The organism is Flavobacterium sp. JAS, assembly GCF_020991455.1.
Lineage (GTDB): Bacteria > Bacteroidota > Bacteroidia > Flavobacteriales > Flavobacteriaceae > Flavobacterium.
On sequence record NZ_JAJMOX010000013.1, the window covers coordinates 150,835 to 172,022 of the forward strand.

17 protein-coding genes are annotated in these 21,188 nt (G+C 34.1%); 4 read left to right on the forward strand and 13 right to left on the reverse strand.

Translation table 11 applies throughout. The features are described 5' to 3' along the window. Positions 1-149: 149 nt before the first annotated feature. Both LPB88_RS19680 and glyA read right to left on the reverse strand, forming a co-directional pair. Positions 150-743: a tRNA-(ms[2]io[6]A)-hydroxylase gene (locus LPB88_RS19680; protein ID WP_073393768.1), complete on the reverse strand. Its 594-nt coding sequence runs from the start codon at positions 741-743 to the stop codon at positions 150-152. Between the two features lie 162 nt (positions 744-905). Continuing rightward, complete coding sequence (gene glyA, locus LPB88_RS19685) at positions 906-2,180, reverse strand: serine hydroxymethyltransferase (RefSeq protein WP_230717389.1); 1,275 nt, start codon at positions 2,178-2,180, stop codon at positions 906-908. Positions 2,181-2,288: 108 nt separating this feature from the next. Here glyA and fahA point away from each other — a divergent pair, with 108 nt between their 5' ends. Next, a complete protein-coding gene (fahA, locus tag LPB88_RS19690) occupies positions 2,289-3,572 on the forward strand; it encodes a fumarylacetoacetase (RefSeq protein ID WP_230717390.1) in 1,284 nt (427 codons plus the stop codon). Between the two features lie 166 nt (positions 3,573-3,738). Here the strand turns inward: fahA and LPB88_RS19695 are convergent, their stop codons facing one another. Then, on the reverse strand, positions 3,739-4,779 hold the full coding sequence (locus LPB88_RS19695; protein ID WP_230717391.1) for an agmatine/peptidylarginine deiminase: 1,041 nt from the start codon (positions 4,777-4,779) through the stop codon (positions 3,739-3,741). Between the two features lie 187 nt (positions 4,780-4,966). On the opposite strand from LPB88_RS19695, the gene LPB88_RS19700 reads away from it, so the two are divergent. After that, positions 4,967-6,490, forward strand: coding sequence for a choice-of-anchor I family protein (locus LPB88_RS19700; protein ID WP_230717392.1), 1,524 nt, complete (start codon positions 4,967-4,969; stop codon positions 6,488-6,490). Positions 6,491-6,692: 202 nt separating this feature from the next. Then, positions 6,693-7,958, forward strand: coding sequence for an OmpA family protein (locus LPB88_RS19705; protein ID WP_230717393.1), 1,266 nt, complete (start codon positions 6,693-6,695; stop codon positions 7,956-7,958). 73 nt (positions 7,959-8,031) lie between these two features. Here the strand turns inward: LPB88_RS19705 and LPB88_RS19710 are convergent, their stop codons facing one another. The 6 genes from LPB88_RS19710 to clpB form a co-directional block, all read right to left on the reverse strand. Then, entirely contained in the window at positions 8,032-8,919 is an 888-nt protein-coding gene (locus tag LPB88_RS19710; RefSeq protein WP_099711870.1) for a carbon-nitrogen hydrolase, read from the reverse strand. A gap of 296 nt (positions 8,920-9,215) precedes the next feature. Then, a complete protein-coding gene (locus tag LPB88_RS19715) occupies positions 9,216-9,629 on the reverse strand; it encodes a hypothetical protein (protein ID WP_230717394.1) in 414 nt (137 codons plus the stop codon). A gap of 341 nt (positions 9,630-9,970) precedes the next feature. Further along, entirely contained in the window at positions 9,971-10,861 is an 891-nt protein-coding gene (locus tag LPB88_RS19720; RefSeq protein WP_230717395.1) for a DUF808 domain-containing protein, read from the reverse strand. 442 nt (positions 10,862-11,303) lie between these two features. After that, positions 11,304-12,344 carry a hypothetical protein gene (locus LPB88_RS19725; RefSeq protein ID WP_230717396.1) on the reverse strand — a complete coding sequence of 347 codons (1,041 nt, stop codon included), beginning with the start codon at positions 12,342-12,344 and terminating at the stop codon, positions 11,304-11,306. 22 nt (positions 12,345-12,366) lie between these two features. After that, entirely contained in the window at positions 12,367-12,858 is a 492-nt protein-coding gene (locus tag LPB88_RS19730) for a T9SS type A sorting domain-containing protein (protein ID WP_230717397.1), read from the reverse strand. A gap of 244 nt (positions 12,859-13,102) precedes the next feature. Further along, positions 13,103-15,706 carry an ATP-dependent chaperone ClpB gene (gene clpB, locus LPB88_RS19735; RefSeq protein WP_230717398.1) on the reverse strand — a complete coding sequence of 868 codons (2,604 nt, stop codon included), beginning with the start codon at positions 15,704-15,706 and terminating at the stop codon, positions 13,103-13,105. A 207-nt stretch (positions 15,707-15,913) separates the two neighbouring features. Between clpB and ytxJ the strand changes: the two genes are divergently transcribed. Continuing rightward, positions 15,914-16,303 (forward strand): bacillithiol system redox-active protein YtxJ, encoded by a 390-nt coding sequence (ytxJ, locus tag LPB88_RS19740; protein WP_230717399.1) that lies wholly within the window; start codon positions 15,914-15,916, stop codon positions 16,301-16,303. Positions 16,304-16,381: 78 nt separating this feature from the next. On the opposite strand, the gene LPB88_RS19745 is transcribed toward ytxJ, so the two are convergent. From LPB88_RS19745 to LPB88_RS19760, 4 genes are all read right to left on the reverse strand, one after another. Beyond that, a complete protein-coding gene (locus tag LPB88_RS19745; protein WP_230717400.1) occupies positions 16,382-17,545 on the reverse strand; it encodes a hypothetical protein in 1,164 nt (387 codons plus the stop codon). Beyond that, a complete protein-coding gene (locus LPB88_RS19750; protein ID WP_230717401.1) occupies positions 17,542-18,543 on the reverse strand; it encodes a DUF2157 domain-containing protein in 1,002 nt (333 codons plus the stop codon). Before LPB88_RS19750 ends, LPB88_RS19745 begins: the two co-directional genes overlap by 4 nt. 190 nt (positions 18,544-18,733) lie before the next feature. Then, positions 18,734-20,014 carry an argininosuccinate lyase gene (argH, locus tag LPB88_RS19755; RefSeq protein WP_230717402.1) on the reverse strand — a complete coding sequence of 427 codons (1,281 nt, stop codon included), beginning with the start codon at positions 20,012-20,014 and terminating at the stop codon, positions 18,734-18,736. A 90-nt stretch (positions 20,015-20,104) separates the two neighbouring features. Then, the gene (locus tag LPB88_RS19760) at positions 20,105-21,175 is read right to left on the reverse strand and encodes a M20 family metallo-hydrolase (protein ID WP_230717403.1); all 1,071 of its coding nucleotides are present in this window, start codon (positions 21,173-21,175) and stop codon (positions 20,105-20,107) included. Positions 21,176-21,188: the final 13 nt, after the last annotated feature.

Below are 21,188 nucleotides of genomic sequence, written 5' to 3' on the forward strand. Positions count from 1 at the left end.
CGGATGACACGGATTCGCTAAAGCAAAAACGCGGATTTATGCGGATTTTTTTTAAATTTCTCATTGGAATGCGTTCTCCCGATAGCTATCGGGATCGCTCAACGTGACAAACTTGAAACTTGAAACAAAAGAAAACTTGAAACTTTTTTCTATCCGTGAATCGTTTCACCTTTTCCATAGTTTGTGATGATAGATTCTTCGTAGGCAAGCCATTCTCTCCAGCGTTTTTCGACGTCGATTCCTACTCCATATTTTCTGGCGTATGTGATGAATGTAACGTAATGTCCGGCTTCGCTTTCCATTAAATCTCTGTAAAAAACAGCCAATTCCTCATCTTGAATGTTTTCAGATAAAACTTTAAAACGTTCGCAGCTTCTGGCTTCAATCATTGCTGAAAATAATAATCTTTCGACTAAACCTGAAACACGGCTTCCGTCACCGCTTTTCTTCATGTACAAATACAATTCGTTTACGTAATCGTCTTTGCGTTCTCGTCCTAGTTTTAATCCTCTTTTGATGATTATATTGTGAACTTGCTCAAAATGGTCAATTTCTTCTTTGGCTAAAGCCAATAAATCTTTCACTAAATCCTGATGTTCTGAATTATTGGTGATAATTGTAATCGCGTTTGTTGCTGCTTTTTGCTCACACCAAGCGTGATCTGTCAAGATTTCTTCAATATTTTTTTCTACAATATTTACCCATCTTGGATCTGTTGGCAATTGTAATCTTAATACGCCCATGTTTTTTTGTTTATTTTGTTTCAGGTTTTCTTTGTTTCAAGTTGCTTCGCCGCCTCGACTTTAGTCTCGGAAATACTAAAACGAAAAAAGTTTAAAGTTCTGTTCTACGTTTTTCTCCGCATTACAAAACTTTAAACTTGAAACTTTAAACTTGAAACTATATTAATATACGAAAATTGGTCTTTCGCTCATCATTTCGTTTACTTCGTTTGCTACTTCTTCGATAACTGCTTCATTTGTATGATCAGTAAGTACTTTATCGATTAAAGCTACGATTGTTTCCATATCTTCTTCAACTAAACCACGAGTTGTGATTGCAGCTGTTCCTACACGAATTCCAGAAGTTACAAATGGTGATTTGTCATCAAACGGAACCATGTTTTTATTTACTGTTATTTCAGCTTTTACTAATGCATTTTCAGCTTCTTTACCAGAAATATTTTTATTTCTTAAGTCAATAAGCATCATGTGGTTATCAGTTCCGCCAGAAATAATGTTGTATCCTCTTTTTACAAAAGCATCTGCCATAGCGTTTGCATTTTTTTGTAATTGCATAGCATAAGTAAAGAACTCATCTTTAAGAGCTTCACCAAAAGCTACAGCTTTAGCAGCGATAATGTGCATTAAAGGTCCTCCTTGGTTTCCTGGGAAAACAGCAAGATCTAATAATGAAGACATCATTCTGATTTCTCCTTTTGGAGTTTTTAATCCTTGTGGATTTTCAAAATCTTTCCCCATCAAGATCAAACCTCCACGTGGTCCACGTAATGTTTTGTGTGTTGTTGTAGAAACAATATGACAATGTGGAATTGGGTCATTCATCAATCCTTTTGCAATAAGACCTGCAGGATGAGAAATATCAGCAAATAAGATTGCTCCTACACTATCTGCAATTTGTCTGAAACGTGCAAAATCCATATCACGAGAATAAGCCGAAGCTCCTGCGATGATTAATTTTGGTTGCTCTTTTGTAGCAATTTCCTGAATTTTATCATAGTCTAAACGACCAGTTTCAGCATCTACACCGTAAAAAACCGGTTTGTATAAACGTCCTGAAAAGTTTACAGGAGAACCGTGAGTCAAGTGACCACCATGAGATAAATCGAAACCTAATATAGTATCACCAGGATTTAAACATGCATGGTAAACTGCTGTATTAGCCTGAGATCCTGAGTGTGGCTGCACGTTTGCATATTCAGCACCAAATAATTCTTTGGCTCTGTCAATTGCAATTTGCTCAATAACGTCTACTACTTCGCAACCGCCGTAGTATCTTTTGCCAGGGTATCCCTCAGCATATTTATTAGTTAAAACAGAACCAGCTGCTTCCATTACCTCATCACTTACAAAATTCTCTGAAGCGATAAGTTCTAATCCGTGAATTTGTCTGTCTTGTTCCTCTAGTATAAGGTCAAAAATTTGTTCGTCGCGTTGCATTTTTTCGTTTTTCGTTAATTTCCTGCAAAAATACAAAAAAACGTTTGCCAAACTGTTAGATTATGATATATTTGACATAGAATTTTTCAACAAATAATTAACACTCACATGCCAATAACCGCCAACGATACCAAAAGAAAATCATGGTTAGAAGTACCAGAAAATAGTGACTTCCCTATTCAAAATATTCCTTTCGGTGTATTTCTTACTAAAGAAAATGTCGTTACAGTAGGAACGCGAATTGGCGATCATGCCATAGATTTAGGAGCTTTACAACAGTTAAACTATTTTGAAGGAATAGATTTAACAGATGATATGTTCATGCAGGACACGCTAAATGATTTTATTTCTGACGGAAAAAAAACATGGCGTCTCGTTCGAAATCGCATTGCCGAGATTTTCGACGAAAACAATCCACAACTTAGAGATTCAACAAAAGATCGCGATATTGTTATTTTTAAAATTGACGATGTTGAGATGCAATTGCCTGTTTTAATTGGTGATTACACTGATTTTTACTCTAGTAAAGAGCACGCAACAAACGTAGGAAAGATGTTTCGTGATCCGGAAAATGCTTTATTACCAAACTGGTTACATATTCCGGTAGGATACCACGGAAGAAGCTCAACTATTGTTCCGTCTGGGATTCCGGTTCACAGACCAATGGGACAAACTTTACCAAACGGTGAAAAATTACCTGTTTTTGGTGCTTCTCGTTTAGTAGATTTTGAACTTGAAACGGCTTTCATTACTACTGATGTAAATGTAATGGGAGAAAACATACCTACTTATGAAGCCGAAGATTATATTTTCGGAATGGTTTTATTGAATGATTGGAGCGCGCGTGATATTCAGAAATGGGAATATGTGCCTCTTGGACCATTCTTAGCTAAAAACTTTGCAACGTCAATTTCTCCTTGGATTGTAACTATGGATGCTTTGGAACCTTTTAGAACTAAAGGGCCTAAACAAGATCCGTCTCCGCTTCCTTATTTACAAACTAAAGGAAAAAAAGCGTTTGACATTCATTTAGAAGTTTCAATTCAACCTGAAAATCAAGAAGAAACAATCGTTTCTCAATCAAATTTCAAATATTTATATTGGTCAATGGCACAGCAATTAGCACATCATACTTCAAACGGATGTCGTGTAAATTCTGGTGACATGATGGGTTCCGGAACCATTTCTGGTCCAACTCCTGATAGTTTTGGTTCTATGTTAGAATTAACTTGGGGAGGAAAAAATCCAATTAAATTAAAAGATGGTGGAGAACGTAAATTTATTGAAGATAATGATACGGTAATCATCAGAGGTTTCTGTGAAAATGCAGAAGTTCGTCTTGGTTTCGGAGAGGTTTCCAGCCAATTATTACCTCCTTTTATCAGACCATGAAGAGATACTAAAATATCAGAAGATATATAAATGAAAAAACCTTGTTAGTTACTAACAAGGTTTTTTTATGTTTTAATCTCGCAAAGACGCGAAGTCCCAAAGTTTAAAGTATAAATACTTTAAAAACCAAGCTTTGCTACTTCGCGTCTTTACGAGATTAAAAAAATTAAGCCGGAATCTGTTGACTCAAACAATGTAAAGTTCCAAATCCCCAGATAAAATCAATACAACTTATTCCGATTACTTCTCTATCAGGGAAACATTCAGATAATATATTTAATGCTACTCTATCGTTACTGTCATTAAAAGTTGGTACTAAAACACATTTGTTCAGGATTAAGAAGTTAGCATAACTTGCAGGCAATCTTAAATCTTCAAAATCTACACGTTTTGGCATTGGCAATGCCACAATTGTTGGAGATTTTCCGTCTTCTAGTTTAGCATTTTGCAAACGTTTCAAATTATCCTGTAATGGTTTGTAATTTGAATCGTTTTTATCTGTTTCTACAATCGTTACAATTGTATCTTCATTTACAAATCGGCATAAATCGTCGATATGTCCGTGTGTATCGTCGCCTTCTATTCCGTCTCCAAGCCAGATTACATTGGTAACTCCTAAATATTCTTTAAAAACAGCTTCGTAATCTTCTTTAGTGAAGTTTTTATTTCGAACCTGAATTGTTGGATGCATTAAACATTCTTCAGAAGTCAATAAAGTTCCTTTTCCGTTTACATCAATCGCGCCGCCTTCTACAATTACCGGTTTTCCTTTGTACATCACCTGTGTTAGGGGAACATCAATAAATTCAGCTATTTTGCCTGGAACAAATTTATCTAACTGATAGTTTTTATATTTTGCCCAACCGTTAAAATTGAAGTTTAGTGCTTCTCTTTTTGAACCATTTTTTACAATAATTGGCCCTGAGTCACGCATCCAGCTTCTGTTTGTTTTATGAACAATAAAAGAAACATTGGCAAGGTTTACACGTGCCCTTTCTAACATTTCGGCTACTTTTTCTTTCAGTTTTTCATCGGCTACGACTAAAAAAACAGTTTCAAAAGTGGCTACTTTTTTAATAAATTCTACAAAAGCCCATTGAACAGCCTCGTATTTTCCTGGCCAGTCATTACCATTATGCGGAAAACACAATACAATTCCTTGTTGTTTTTCCCATTCTGCTGGAAATCTTCTATTATTTGTTGACATAAAGTGATTCTAAATTTGAAAGTATGCAAAGATAAACATTCGGGAGGATTATAAAATAGTAGTATGAAATCTAATTGGAATTAAGCCAAAATATCTGATAAAAATTAAGTTAAAGATTAAATAATGAAGACTTAATATAGGTCGAAGTTCTGCGAATTAAATTTGGCAAAACTAAAAAAACACAAAAATGAAAAAACTAAGTATCTCATTATTAACAGCTGTAATTATTATGACGAGCTGTAATAACGACGAAAACGCAAAAAACGAAACTCCTGAAGTTGTTGTGAATGAAAATCCTGCAACTTTTAAAGAAATTGGTTCTATCACTATTGGTGGTGAAGCTGCAGCGGAAATTTCGGCTTATGACGAAAAAACAAAAAAACTTTTTACAGTAAATAATAGCGGAACAAACCAAATCGATGTAATTGATCTAACTGATCCTACAAAACCAACCAAAATTGGTAAAATAGATTTAACACCATACGAAGGAGCTTCAAATAGTGTTTCTGTTTTTGAGGGAAAACTTGCTGTGGCTTTAGAATCGACAGTTAACAAACAAGGAAATGGAAAAGTAGTTGTTTTTAATACTTCTGATTTAAGCTTAATCAAACAAATTACGGTTGGTGCATTGCCAGATATGATAACTTTTTCGCCTGACGGAAAATACATTATGACAGCTAACGAAGGGGAACCAAATACGGATTATTCACAAGATCCGGAGGGAACTATTTCTATTATAGAGGTAACTAACAATTATGCGGTTACTACTTTAAATTTTGCTTCTCTTAGCGGTCAGGCTGCTACTTTGCAAAAAGACGGTTTCAGAATCTCGAAGTTTGCAAAAAGCTTTGCTCAGGATATTGAACCAGAATATGTAACAATTTCTGATGATTCTAAAACGGCTTGGGTTACTTTACAGGAAAATAATGGTGTTGCAAAGGTAGATTTGACTTCTAAAACTATTACGGCAATTTATCCTTTAGGTTTTAAAGATTTCAATACTGCTGACAATGCAATTGATGTAAGTGATAAAGATGACAAAATAGCTTTTAATCCATGGAAAGTAAAAGGAATGTTTATGCCGGACGGAATTAGTCATTTTATAGCAAATAATACTCCTTATTTTGTTACGGCAAACGAAGGTGATGCAAGAGAATATACAGCTAATACTGATATTAAAAGAATGAAAGATATGAAGTTGGACGCAACAGTTTTTCCTGATGCTGCAACTTTAAAATTGGAACCAAACTTAGGCAGATTAAATCTTGTTGCAGACATGGGAGATAACGATGGTGATGGTGACCTGGATGAAATGGTAGCTTTTGGCGCTCGTTCTTTTTCTATATGGAATGGAAACACTGGAAAAATAGTGTATGACAGTAAAAATGATGTAGATAAAAAAACACAGGAATTAGGAACTTACGATGACAAACGCAGCGACGATAAAGGTTCTGAACCTGAAGCTGTGGTTGCTGTTAAAATGGGAACTCAAAATATTCTGTTTGTTGGCTTAGAAAGATCTGATGCTTTTATGACTTATGATGTAACAAATCCGGCTTCTCCACAATATCTACAAACAGTAAAAACGGGCGATGCACCAGAAGGAGTTCTTTTTATTCCGGCTTCTAAAAGTCCAACAAAAAGAAGTTTATTAGTTGTTAGCAGCGAAGGCGATGGAACTATAAAAATCTATCAGCCAGATTTAAAATAATTTTCACATTCATTTGTTTAAAAAAGGGTAAAACATACGTTTTACCCTTTTTTTATATCATTTATTGAGCTTATTTTAACTAATTTACATAATTAAAAGCTAAAATATGGGAATTATGTAAGAGCAAATAGAACACATTCTAAAACGTGTCCTATAAATTTGTTATGAGTTTAAAATAAAAACCAACTTAAATTTTGATATCATGAAAAAGAAATTAGTTTCCGTATCCTTATTAATACTATCATTTGCAGCAAATGCACAAAATATGGCGACAACTTCAACGAAGCCTCAAATCGATAAACCTGCCTACGATAGATGGTCTATAGAATTAAATGGTGGTCTAAACAAACCCATGCGAGCAATAACTCCTGGTTATTCTACAGCAACCCTTAGCCCTTTTCACGCAGATTTAGGTGTGAGATATATGTTTAATCCTAAATTCGGTTTCAAATTGGATTTCGGATATGATCAATTTCAAGAACGCAACGACACTCCAGACTTCAAAAGCACCTATATTAGAACAAGTTTACAAGGGGTAATTAATCTTGGCCGAACATTAAATTTCGAAACCTGGACTAATACATTTGGTTTATTGGCGCATGGTGGTTTTGGTGTTTCTCAATTAACATCTGACAAAGGTTTTGATGGTGAAGATTACATGGCCCACGGAATTATTGGTTTAACAGGACAAGTTAGACTTAGTAACAGTATTGCTCTAACTGGGGATCTTACCGGAATTGTTAACGGAAGACAAAACCACAACTTTGACGGAATGGGAGTTCCAGCCACTGGTTCGTTAGACGGAGTATTATTAAACGCCTCTGTTGGTTTGACTTTTTACTTAGGTAAAAATGAAAAACATGCTGACTGGTATTCTGAAGATAATGAAAGACTAAATAAATTAGAAGACAGAGTTACTTCAATTGAAACCGGTCTTATCGATACTGACAAAGATGGTGTTGCTGATTTGTATGACTTAGAGCCAAACACTATTTCAGGAGTTGCCGTTAATACAAAAGGACAATCTATTGATAACAATCAAAATGGTGTGCCTGATGAATTAGAAAGTTATTTAGATAAAACTTATTCTAAAAAAGGCAGCGAAACCGCAACAAATAATACTGTAGAAGAATTGATTAACGGTGGATATGTAAATGTTTACTTCGATTTTAACTCTTCAAAACCAACAAACGCTTCGTTATCTGGTGTTGATTTCTTAGTGAAATACTTGAAAAACAATCCTAACAAATCTGCTGATATTATAGGTTATGCTGACGAAATTGGAAATTCTAGCTACAATACTGAATTATCAAGAAAAAGAGCTGAAGCTGTGAAAAAAGTAGCTACAAATGCCGGAATTGATGCTTCAAGATTGAATGTAATTGCAAATGGCGAAGATACTTCTGTGAATAAAAAATCTAAAGAAGCTCGTCAAATCGTGAGAAGGGTTACTTTCCAGGTAAAATAAACACTTTAATACAATTAAAAAAGGCTGCTTCAAACAATTGAAGCAGCCTTTTTATTTTTATTCTAATAAGAAATTAGTCTATTGCTCTTTTTGTAATATCCCCAAAAGCATCGATTCTTCTGTCTCTGAAAAATGGCCAGTTCTGACGCACATTTTCTTGTAAATCCAAATCAACTTCGGCTATTAAAATTTCTTCCTGATCGTGTGAAGCCTGAGCTAATATTTCACCTTGTGGTCCCGCAATAAACGAAGCTCCCCAAAACTGAATTCCCTCTGTTCCTTCTATATATTTTTCTAAACCAATTCTGTTTGCTGCGGCAACAAAAACTCCATTTGCAACGGCATGACCTTTCATAACGTTCATCCAGGCGCCATATTGGTTTTCACCGTATTGCTCTTTTTCTTTTGGATGCCATCCAATTGCAGTTGGATAAAACAACACTTCAGCACCTTTTAAAGCAGTAATACGAGCTGCTTCCGGATACCATTGATCCCAACAAATAAGTGTTCCTATTTTTCCTTTTTTAGTTTCAATTGCCTGAAAACCTAAATCTCCCGGAGTAAAATAGAATTTTTCATAGAAATGTGGATCGTCCGGAATATGCATTTTACGGTATAAACCAGCTTCCGTCCCGTCAGTATCAATGATGTAAGCACTATTGTGGTAGATTCCTGCCATTCTTTTCTCGAAGAAAGGAACAATAATTACTACTCCTAATTCTTTTGCCAAAGCGCTAAAAGCAATAAACGAAGTACTGTAAAGTGGTTCTGCTAATGCAAAATTATCTACATCTTCACTTTGACAAAAATAATGACTGCTATATAATTCAGGAAGTAAGATAACTTCTGCGCCTTTATTGGCAGCATCTTTTACCCAACTAATACATTTTTTAAGATTATTTTCGGCAACATCATTTAGATTTAACTGAATAACGGCGATTTTATATTTTCTTTTCGGCATGACATAAAATTTAGAGTGCAAAAATAGTAATTTTTAGAGGAATGACAAAGAGTTGTTATTAACCGCGAAGTCTACAAAGATTTACTCAAAGTTCGCTAAAAAACTAATCTTCGACGTTTATATGTAAAATCACAAATTCGCAAAGTTTATTTTCTTTACGATTATAGACAAATGCTTATAAAAAATTAAATCTGATGCACTTAAAAGAAAACCATTTTACAAATATCATATTCCTTCAACAGAATCAAATATTTATAAAATGGCTTCTAACCTAAAAATTTATCGACGCAGAACTATTATTCTATAACCACTTTCTGAATTAAGAATTCAGTCTCTGATTTTTGGAATTTAATTTCAAAAGTTCCTTTTGCTGTTGCTTTAAATTTGTAAACTGCTTTTTGAGGTTGTGGAGTTTGTAATGTACAAACATCAGATGGATATTTAACTTCAACTCCCAATCCTTTTACTGCACCAATTGTTACTTCTGTAAATTTATTGAATACTCCACAAGCTGTATCTGGAGTGTAAGTCACATCATAACTTAGTTCATCATTTACTTTTCCGGTTGCAGGTCCTTTAACTTCTGTTGCAAAAGAAATTTTTGCTTTTTCTACAGGAGTGGTTACTTTATCATCATCATTACTGCATGAAACTAATGCTGTTCCTAAAAATAATACTACTAAAACCGATTTAAGTTTAAAATTTTTCATATAAAATAATAATTAATTGTTAATTACTATGAAGATGGGAATGCGTTGCATTGGTTGCTTTACACAAATGTTAAAAAATCAAACAAAAACATTAAACAATTGTAAATCAAAAACTTATTTAACTAAAAAAAAATACGCAACTACCGTTATTTCTTATAAAAACTAAAATTTATGGCATAGCCCCGGTAGGAATGGCGTCCTTTTTTTTCGTCCGCCGCGGCGGACAAAAAAAGATATAGTGGATAACGGGACTGGTGGTCTTTTGAAAATGATTATTTTGCTCAAAAAAAAAAAAAACACCAGCCTTTCGACTAGTGTTTCTGTATAATTTTATGATGATTTTATTCTGCTACAGCTTTCTTTGGAAGTATCTTTTTGATAAGATTTACGAGCCCTAAAACTACAAGCCCTAATGCAAGTCCTATTACAAATTCTTTTACAATTAAAGGCAGAGGTAATTCTGGAACCAAATGATGGAAAAAGGGAATATAATGTACAAATATTCCACCAGCAACCAAAATCAAGGCAATTGTACCAATAACGGTTAAACTTTTAATGACTAAAGGAAGGGCTTTAACCAATATGTTTCCTATAAATTTTAAGACACTTTTATCTTTTTTACTGATTTGGATTAATTTAAATCCTGCCTCATCCATTCTTACTATCAGCGCTACAATACCGTACACACCTATTGTTGCAATTAAGGCAATTATTGAAACAACGACTATTTGTTGTGTAATTGGTTTGCCAATTACGGTTCCAAGTGCAATAATCACTATTTCAACTGATAAGATAAAATCGGTTATAATTGCTGATTTTACTTTTCCTTTTTCTGCTTCTAGAATTTGTTCTTCTGTTAGAACTTCGTCAGTGATTCCTGGAGACTCTTCGTGTTCGTGCGGAAATATAAACTCGTATATTTTCTCTGCTCCTTCATACGCTAAAAAAAGTCCGCCCAGTACTAAGATTACAATGATTGCAATAGGAAAAAATGCACTTAATAAAAAAGCGATCGGCAAAATGATTACTTTATTAAGAAGTGAACCTTTGCTGATTGCCCATAATACCGGAAGCTCTCTGGAGGAGGCAAATCCAGAAGCTTTCTCTGCATTAACTGCTAAATCATCTCCTAAAATACCTGCTGTTTTTTTTGCTGCAACTTTACTCATTACTGCAACATCATCCATAATTGCTGCGATATCGTCTAATAGTACGAAAAAACCTGATGCCATTCTACTCTTTTTGTTTTAAAAAACTGCGTAATTCATTGGCTCTGAATATCCAATTTAATCAGCGAGTTTGATTGTTTACTGGTGCTAATCTAAGACTTTTTTGTTGATTTTTCTAGTTAAAAATTAGTGGCATTGCCCTAAAAGCACCCAGATAATTATAAAAACGAAAATAGTTCCAAAACATCCTCCGCCTAACTTTTTAGCACCGTAACCTGCTATTAATCCTCTAAAAATATTGTTCATTGTTTTTTGATTAAGGTTATTTGAATTAATTTTTAAATCATTATTGTAAAGGTCAAGACTTTATTTGATATTATCTTATATTACTTTCAAAAAAAGTTATATTATTTGTGAATTGCAATTCTTATTTTAAACAAAAAAACACCATTTGTCGCGACGAATGGTGTTTCTATGAATATTTCAAATAAAACTGATTCTGAATTTAATCAGTTGTTACATTATTTCCACCATTTATTAATGTTGCTTTATCTATAATACCTTGACCTGTTGGAGGGGCTATTGGATTTTGAGCATTCAATCGAATATTTTTTCCTTGACTGGGAGAAATATTTAATAGTTTGGCCAGAATTAAATTGACCTGAGAACTTGTAAGTGCATTAGTAGCAAGATCAACGCTAGCACCTTTACTACCCACAGAAGTTAAAGAAGGAAAATCTACAGAGCTAAGCTTAGAATTCTGATAAAAATAAAACCCTTTTACTTTACCTAATAAAGGAAAAGAAACAGATGTCAAAGCTGGATTATTTCCTATACTAAAATCATATCCCCTTACTGTTTTCAGAACCGGAAATAAAATTGAAACTATTTTTTCATTACCAGCTATGTATAAACGGTCATTGATTTCAGTAAGATTACTTGAATTAATGGTAGTCAATTGCAAATTATCATTTATCTCTAAGTTTATTAAAGTTTTTATAGCGCTCAAATCCAGAGTTTTCAAATTTGTTGTCTCTTTAACATAAACATTCTCTGTATTTGGTCCATACTCAGCTACTATTTGTACAACTGCCTGTTCATCTGTAATATCACCTGTTAACACTATGCTTGTTTTTCCGTTATTTTGACTACTCCCGGCATATAAGGCATATGGCACACTCAAAAGCTGGCTTGTTCCACTAATTGTGTAATTACTTCCACCTGTTGGGTCTATTTCTGTTTTAATGAAATGCGATCCAGCACCCCAATTTACTCCTGCAAAAGTCCCTGTAACAGGCGTTCCTCCTCCTATTTCTATTGTTGCTAATCCGTTAGTATTTGTTGTTGTCGTTTGTGTTTCAACATAGCTGGCTGTGCCACTTGCTGAACCTAATAAAATACTGCTTTTTATACTTACTAAAGTACTTGCAACCAATGTTCCGTCTGCTTTACGAATAACAGATTGGTAACTCATTTTCTGAGGAGCTTGTGCAAATAAAATGGTAAAAGAACTTAATAATAGTAATGCCAGAGTAATTTTTTTCATATGTTTTTCTGCTGTTTGAATGTTATTTTTTTATGATTTTAAATGTTTTTATTATTTTGTTGCTATTGCTTACTACCAGAAAATAAATCCTCTGATTTAATTGTTGCATTGACACTGCCGTTTCAGATGATGTTATTCTCAAATTCTTAGATACTATTTTGCCATTGATATCAAATAAATTACAAGATAAATCATCCCATTTATTATCAGTCACAACTAAATTAAGTATATCGATCGTAGGATTAGGATAAGCAGTCATTACAAGATTAATTTCTGTAAATTCATCTTTTCCTAGTGTTGCTATTTCATAAGGCTGTTGAACACCTTGCGAAACAGATCCAGCAGATCCCGGTAAACTGGTATAAGCTATCTGACCTATTGAATAACTTGACGAACCTCCGGTTCCGGTTCCGGTTCCGCCTGCAACTACCACACTACCCTGCGAATAACTGTTATTAATAAAAGTAATAGTGGTAATAAATAGAATTAAAAAAGTCTTCTGGTTTCGTTTCATATAATTGATTTAATCGTTAATTGTTTATTTGAATAAAATCATGATTTGATCTTATTCGATAAATTAAAAATAATTTTAATCTATAATTTTAACTTCGTGATTCAAATATATAGCAATTCTTACAAAAAATATTATCTAAAAGAATAGAAATAAAAAAAATTGACATAAAAAAACACCATTCGTCGTGGCGAATGGTGTTTTTATTGAAATGTAAAGATGCACTGCCGTGCATCTCTACGGTAAATTATTTTTCAACATGGGTTTGATTTCTAAAAACCAATTGCCCATCAAAAGCATCTATTAAAATAATGCTATCTGTTGTGATGTTTCCTGCCAAAATTTCTTTCGACAATTGATTCAACACTTCTCTCTGAATCACACGTTTTACTGGTCTTGCTCCAAATTGCGGATCATAACCTTTGTCTGATAAATACTTAATCGCTTCTGGCGTAGCATCCATAGTGATACCTTGTAAAGCCAACATTTTTGTAACACTCTTAAGCTGTAAACTCACAATTCTTGAGATATTATCGACTGTTAAAGGCGTAAACATTACAATCTCATCAATACGATTTATAAACTCCGGACGAACGGTTTGTTTCAGCAATCCTAAAACTTCAACTTTTGCAGCCTCAGTAGCAGCTTCTATGCTTCCTTTTAAGTTCTCGAATTTCTCTTGTATAATCTGACTTCCCATGTTGGATGTCATGATGATAATTGTGTTTTTAAAATCAGCCAAACGTCCTTTGTTATCTGTCAAACGACCTTCATCGAGCACTTGCAATAAAATATTGAAAGTATCCGGATGCGCTTTTTCGATCTCGTCTAACAGAATTACAGAATACGGTTTTCTGCGAACGGCTTCTGTCAATTGACCACCTTCGTCATAACCTACATATCCCGGAGGCGCACCAACCAAACGGCTCACACTGTGACGTTCCTGATACTCACTCATATCGATACGCGTCATGGCGTTTTCGTCATCAAAAAGATATTCTGCCAGGGCTTTTGCCAACTCTGTTTTACCAACTCCGGTTGTTCCTAAAAATAAGAAGGTCCCAACTGGTTTTTTCATATCCTGCAAACCGGCGCGGCTTCTGCGAACGGCATCACTCACAGCCTCAATCGCTTCTTCCTGACCTACAACACGTTTGTGCAATTCGTCTTCAAGATGTAGCAGTTTTTCTCTTTCGGTCTGAAGCATTTTCATTACAGGAATTCCTGTCCATTTTGCTACAACTTCGGCAATGTCTTCGCGAGTTACTTCTTCTTTAATCAAAGAATGACCTGATTGAAATTCCTGCAATTGCTTTTGCAAAACATCCAGACGTTCTTGCGCTTCTTTAATTTTTCCGTAGCGTATTTCGGCTACTTTTCCGTAATCACCATCACGTTCCGCACGTTCTGCCTCGTATTTAAAATCTTCAATTTCTTGTTTTACGGACTGAATTCCGTCAACAATATCTTTTTCAGATTTCCATTTTACATAAATTACATTGCGTTCTTCTTTCAGATTCGCCAAATCCATGCCTAAAATTTTCAGCTTACTTTCTTCTTTTTCACGTTTAATGGCTTCAATCTCAATTTCCAACTGCATGATTTTACGATCCAAAACATCTAATTCTTCTGGTTTTGAATTGATTTCCATACGCAGTTTAGAAGCTGCTTCGTCCATTAAATCAATGGCTTTGTCCGGTAAAAAACGATTCGTAATATAACGTTGCGAAAGTTCAACAGCAGCAATAATTGCCTCGTCTTTAATCTGAACTTTATGATGCGTTTCGTATTTTTCTTTTATTCCACGTAAAATCGAAATCGCACTTTCGGTGTCCGGTTCATCAATTAATACCTTTTGGAAACGACGTTCTAAGGCTTTATCCTTCTCAAAATATTTTTGATATTCATCTAAAGTCGTTGCTCCAATAGCTCTCAACTCACCACGAGCCAAAGCAGGTTTTAAAATATTAGCCGCATCCATTGCACCTTCTCCTCCACCAGCGCCTACAAGTGTATGAATTTCATCGATAAACAAAACGATATCACCCTCGGCAGCTGTAACCTCTTTTACCACCGATTTTAAACGCTCTTCAAATTCTCCTTTATACTTTGCACCTGCAATAAGTGCTCCCATATCCAATGAGAAAACGATTTTATCTTTTAAGTTCTCAGGCACGTCACCATCAACAATTCTATGTGCTAAACCTTCGGCAATTGCTGTTTTACCAACTCCCGGTTCTCCCACTAACATTGGGTTATTCTTGGTTCTACGGGTCAAAATCTGCAACACACGACGGATTTCTTCGTCACGGCCAATAACCGGATCGAGTTTTCCTGTGCGTGCTAATTCGTTTAGATTTTTAGCGTATTTATTTAGTGAATTATAAGTTTCTTCAGCTGAAGCTGATGTTACTCTTTCTCCTTTACGAAGTTCTTCGATAGCAGCTTTAAGGCCTTTTCCGGTAACTCCCTGATCTTTTAAAATTTGTGAAACTTTGCTTTTTGATTCAAAAATTGCTAAAATTAAATGTTCAATAGAAACATATTCATCGTTCATTTTTTGAGCAATAATCTCTGCTTCATTCAGTGTTTTGTTTGCTTCTCTTGAAAGTAATATCTCTCCTCCTGAAACTTTTGGAAAACTCTGAATTGTACTGTCTAATATTTGTAAAAACAACGGAACATTTACATTTAGTTTTTTCAAAATAAACGGCGCAACATTTTCGTCTACTTCAAAAATAGCCTTAAAAATGTGTTCGTTTTCTATTTGCTGCTGTCCGTTGCGTTGGGCCAATTGCTGTGATAGCTGAATGGCTTCCTGCGACTTAATTGTAAATTTATTTATGTTCATATGTATGTGATTTATGATTGATTTTACTTATAAATTTCGATACCTTTAAAATTACAATTTATTGAATTAAATTTTTAACTTTAAATGATATAACTTTGCATCAGATCTTTCAAATTATATTCCACACTAAAAACACAGACAAAATGGCGCTTAAAATCAGTTTTTAACTAATTCTAAACGTCAAAAAGTCATAAAATACGCCAAAATATGAGTTTTTTTAATTCAATCTTCGGAAATTCAGAGAATGCAGACGCTCCAAAAAGTAATGTAAATTGGACAGAATTAACCGACATAGCACAATTAATGGAAATTGAAGCTATCTCAAATGCAAAACCGGTTGTCATTTTTAAACACAGTACAAGATGTAGTATTAGCCGAATGGCTTTGAAACAATTTGAACGTGAATACGATTTGAACGAAACTGTTGATGCTTATTTTTTAGATTTAATTGCAAATAGAGATGTTTCAAATGAAATTGCAAATAAGTTTAGCGTTTATCATGAATCACCACAACTTATTTTAATTAAAAACGGAAAAGCTATTTACGATGTTTCGCACAGCGATATTGATGCTGTAGCGTTGAAAACTAAAGTTTAGTTTTTTTTTTGTGAAATGTAAAATGTGAATTGTTAGAGATTAAAACATCTAACAATTCACATTTTACATTTCACACTTCTAGAAAGTTCCTTCTGAACCTCCTCCACTAAACCCTCCTCCTCCAAAATCCATTGGAGATTCTGATTTTACTTCTGGTTTTAAACCAAATGTTGAAGCAACGATTAAAGCTTCGGCATTTAAAATAGAATTCGAATTATTGATTCTATCGGGTTTAAAAGTCAATCCGGTTTCGTTGTCTTTTAATCTTTTAATTGAAAAATATGCTATTACGAATAAAACTAACCCACCTAGTGTTAAGGCAACTTCTATTGGTAAAACCGAGTAATAGAATCGAATGGTATAAATAGAAAATCCGATGGCTAAAAAGCTTATCCAAAGCATGATTCTATCTTTTGTTTTTAAGGCTTGAACCAAATAAACAATCGGGACAATTAGCGTAAAAGCATAAAAGAAAATCGCAAAAGGAATATCTTGTCCAGGAAGTACTTCATTTCCTAAAAGCATTACAGAAAGTTCTCTGACTACCAAATAATTACAAGAAAGATAAAACAATATCAAACAGAAACTATTGACTAACAAAAGCCCATTGTAATAATAGCTTTCCTTGAGATTATTAATCGTTTTTTTAGTAAAAAAGTAAAATACCGCGGCAAATATCATGGCTACAAATGGTAAAATAGTTTTTCCAATAGCACCAAACTCAAACAAGCCATAAAATAAAACAGCCGAAGAAGCTAAACAGAAAACTAACAGCGAGAGTAGATGTAAATATCTTCTATACAATACAAACGAAGCTATTGCTACGAAAATAGCAATGACTAATTCGTATCCATCTGTAGAAATTCCGATGGCAATTCCTAAATTCAAAAGTGCTCCCAAACAAAAGGCATCATCTAAACCGTGACTATGATATTTTTGATTGGCTAATAATTCGGCTCCTGTAAAACCGACTGCAGCAAAGATGTAACAGCAAATTTTAAAGAAAAAATTCTCACCACTTAAACCAAATAACGAAATTGCGCCGCATATTGATAAATACAAAAATGATCCTAGTAAAAAGAATCCTAATCGTACCAAAATATTACTGCTACCTTTAAAATCAGGCAATTGTTTTTTAATTAAATCTTTTTGCTCTTTACTTATAAAACCTGCGTTTTGTAAAGAATTTGCTTCTTCCAGCAAAGCCAAATCATCTAAAAATTGTTTATCGTGTAATATCATTTGGCAATTTCTTTATTGAAGTTTTTAATAAGTTTAATAAATAATACTATTGAGCCTATAAAATAAGCAGGCAACATAAAAATGAATAACATCCAGACATCACTAAAGTCAATATGTTCAAAAATTCTAAACAAGAATATATTAAAACCAATATAAGCATAGACAATCATAAAAACATATAGCGAAATCGCCTTGAGATTGTGACTAACTTGATAAAAATAATAAGACGAACCTGCCAGAACAAAAGCGAAAATCATCCAAATACCATCACTATAATAATCCACCAGACTATTGATAGAAGCAATACTTATGATATGCAAAGCAAATGTTAGATAAATAATAGTAAAATGCGTTTTTAGCTGAATTTTGGTGCTGTAAACTGTCCATAGAATAAGTAAAACTCCAAGCATTATTGCGGAATAACTTAAAGTTTGATCTGCATAAAAATTGCTATTATTTAGTAAATCCTGTGGTGTTACCGAAAGCCCAACATACGCTGCCAAACCTGTAATAGCAATTGTTAGAACACTTTTATTATCAAAATAATAAGCGCAAAAGAAACTGACCAATGTTGGAATTAAAGTTGCCAATCCGTAATGTGTTCCGAAGGGTTTGTATTGAAATTGCAGATAACCTATAAAAATACACGTTAGAATATTCGCAGCCAAAACTAAATATTCTAAAACCGGATGTTCAAAAGTAGTTTCCGATTTTTGGAAGCCTTTTGCATTTTTAAAGCAATAATAAAAACAAACTCCAATAACGATCAATAATAACGAAAGAATCGCAATATGGCCAATACTGTCAATGTTTTTATAAATCAAAATTCCGATTCCGGATGTAAACAACAAAACCGATAAATAGAGAAATAATTTCAATTCTGCATTTAGCGAAAAAATATTCAGATTACGATAAGCCATAATTTCCTGATACTGATTTTCGGTTATTAGATTTCTTCCTAACAGAGATTTAGTAGCCTCTTCTTCAAACTTCCTCATGTTTTAAATTTATAATTGCAAATCAAAAATAGTGTTTTTATTTGTAAGATGAATATTGTGAAATGTTAGATGTTAGATGTTACTTAAAAAGAGAAACCCGAATCAAAGATTCGGGTTTCTCTTTTTTTATGAATAGTAATTGTTTTTTCATTTTACAATTAACATCTCACTTTTTACAATAAACATTTCATTAAAAAGCTGCTTTCATCTTCTCTTTGATTGCATTTAGGCACAAATTATTGATACTGCCTTCATGCGTATGTTTTGTTTCTTTTGGAGATTGATACGTTCCTGCCTCTAATTGTTCTGCAACGGCTTTGTATGCATCTCTAAATGGCATTCCGGCAACAACCATTTCGTTTAAAGTATCTACCGTAAACAAATAATCGTACTTTTTATCTTTTAAAATATTGTCTTTTACCGTAATATCTTTTACGGAGAAAATCGCAATATCCAAACATGCTTTCAGGTTTTGAAGTGCAGGGAACAAACCTTCTTTCAAAAGCTGTAAATCTCTGTGATAACCGCTTGGTAAATTATTAGTGATTAAAGTGATTTCGTATGGAAGTGCCTGAATCTTGTTGCATTTTCCTCTAATTAATTCAAATACATCAGGGTTTTTCTTGTGTGGCATAATGCTCGAACCTGTTGTAAGATGTGCCGGTAAACTGATAAAATCAAAGTTTTGACTCATATACAAACAAACGTCCATTGCAAATTTTGACAACGTTGCTGCAACGCTGCTCATGGCAAATGCTACAGTTTTCTCCGCTTTTCCACGGCTCATTTGAGCGGCAACAGCGTTGAATTTTAAGGTTTCGAAACCCAATTCCTGAGTGGTAAAAGTTCTGTTGATTGGAAAAGAACTTCCGTAACCTGCCGCAGATCCTAACGGATTTTGATCCACAACTTTTAAAGCTGCGTTCAACATCGTAATATCATCAATTAAACTTTCGGCGTAAGCTGAAAACCACATCCCGAATGACGATGGCATTGCGATTTGTAAATGTGTATAACCCGGCAATAAAACATTTTGGTGCTTCTCTGCCGATTCCATTAACAAGTCAAACAAGGTTTTTACTTGTTCTTTTATGGCTTTTAATTCGTCTTTTAAATATAAATGAACATCTACTAAAACCTGATCGTTACGAGAACGTGCTGTGTGGATTTTTTTTCCGGCATCGCCAAGTTTTACGGTCAATAAATATTCTATTTTGGAATGTACGTCTTCAAAACTGTCTTCGATTTCGAAATTTCCTATTACAACATCTGCAATAATTTCGTTTAAAGCATCCACTAAAGAAGTTGTTTCTTCCGGAGTCAATAATCCAATTTGCCCAAGCATTTTGGCATGTGCGATTGAACCTAAAGCATCGTATTTTGCCAGAACCAAATCCAGTTCACGATCGTTTCCAACGGTGAAATGTTCGATTTGTTTGTCTGTTGCAATTCCTTTTTCCCAAAGTTTCATAGATAATGTTTTTTTTCGCCACGAATTCACGAATTATTTTTGATAATCTTTGAAGATATAAATTCGTGAATTCGTGGCGTTTATTTTTTCTTATAATTTAAAGAAATCGGTTAGTATTTTGATATACAAATCGACTCCTTCCTCGATTTCGTTGATGAAAATAAATTCATCTGCTGAATGTGACCGCAGCGTTTCTCCTGGTCCTAACTTTAAAGACTGACAACTCAAAACAGATTGATCTGAAAGTGTTGGCGAGCCATAAGTTGTTCTTCCTAAAGCGATTCCAGCTTGTACCAAACCGTGCGCAACCGGAATAGACGATGCGTTTAAATGCATTGATCTTGGTGTTACTTCGGCATTTACATTGGCTTTTACAACTTCCAGAATTTCGGTATTTGAATAACAGTCTGTTACACGAATATCTACAACTAAATCACATTCTGACGGCACAACATTATGCTGTTTTCCTGCACTGATTTGTGTTACGGTCATTTTTACGGGACCTAAAACATCTGAGATTTTATCGAATTTATAGTTTTTAAACCATTCCATTACCGGAATTGATTTGTATAATGAATTATCATCGTTTTGGTGCGCAGCGTGACTTGCAGTTCCTTTTACTTTTACGTCCAAAACTAACAAACCTTTCTCAGCTACAGCCAATTGCATTAATGTTGGTTCGCCTACAATGGCGCAATCTAACTCTGGTAAATGCTTTAAAACGCTATTTAAACCATTTTTCCCACTGCTTTCTTCTTCGGCGGAAGCCACAATTACAATATTATGAGACAGGTTTTGATTCTCATAAAAATGAACAAACGTCGCCAATAACGAAACTAAACATCCTCCGGCATCATTGCTTCCTAATCCGAATAATTTACCATCTTTCTCGATTGCTTTAAACGGATCGTTTGTGTAAGCTTGGTTTGGTTTTACGGTATCGTGGTGCGAATTCAGTAAAAGTGTTGGTTTATTTTCGTCAAAATATTTGTTGAAAGCCCACACATTATTATTTTCTCTTTTAAAAGGAATTTTGTTTTGATTGAACCAATTTTCTATTAAAAGTGCCGTCTGATCTTCTTCACTTGAAAATGAAGGCGTTTCAATTAGATTCTTCAATAATGCAATTGCTTCCTGGGTAAGCGTTTCTATATTTTTCATAGGTGTAGGTTCT